The sequence below is a fragment of the Agromyces binzhouensis genome, assembly GCF_004135055.1.
Lineage (GTDB): Bacteria > Actinomycetota > Actinomycetes > Actinomycetales > Microbacteriaceae > Agromyces > Agromyces binzhouensis.
In genome coordinates this window covers 1-601 of sequence record NZ_SDPL01000802.1, presented here as the reverse complement: position 1 = coordinate 601, position 601 = coordinate 1, and the positions used below count along the sequence as shown (strand labels likewise).

Genomic DNA, 601 nt, shown 5'->3' with positions numbered 1-601 from the left:
CCGAGCGGCTCCGCCGCCGCCGCGAGGCCCACGAGGACGGCGCGTGGGTCCGCGAGGCCGCCGCCGAGTACGCCCGCAAGCAGGCCGCGAAGGCGGCGACCGCCGCCTGACGGGCGGCACCACCACTGGACCCCCGATCCGCGACGGAGCGGACCGAGACGAGGAGACGAGATGAGCACCCCCGGCGAGACCGGCACCGAGGCCTGGCCCCTGTGGGAGGTCTTCGTGCGCGCCAACCGCGGCCTGAGCCACGTGCACGTGGGATCGCTGCACGCACCCGACGCCGACATGGCCGTGCGCAACGCCCGCGACCTGTACACCCGACGCAACGAGGGCGTGTCGATCTGGGTCGTGCCCGCCGACGCCGTCACGACGAGCGACCCCGACGCCAAGGGCGCGTTCTTCGAGAGCCCCGCGGGCAAGAACTACCGCCACGCGGTCTACTACACGAAGTCCGAAGGGGTGAAGCACCTGTGAGCGGCGACCTCGATCCGCACGGCGACGTCACGGTCGACCGCGTCGCGCTCGCCGAGGAGCTCGCCGGCGAGTCGGCCGGGGCGGGCCGCGCGGCATCCGCCGACGTCGCCGCGTACGCGCTCGG

Annotated in this window: 1 protein-coding gene and 1 pseudogene; both read left to right on the top strand. The window is 74.7% G+C overall.

The features are described from left to right. Positions 1 to 110 (top strand): annotated as a pseudogene (locus tag ESO86_RS20045) (1,2-phenylacetyl-CoA epoxidase subunit PaaA); the annotation flags it as partial. Between the two features lie 61 nt (positions 111 to 171). Next, entirely contained in the window at positions 172 to 477 is a 306-nt protein-coding gene (gene paaB / locus ESO86_RS18330) for a 1,2-phenylacetyl-CoA epoxidase subunit PaaB (RefSeq protein WP_067948099.1), read from the top strand. The last annotated feature ends 124 nt before the right edge of the window (positions 478 to 601 follow it).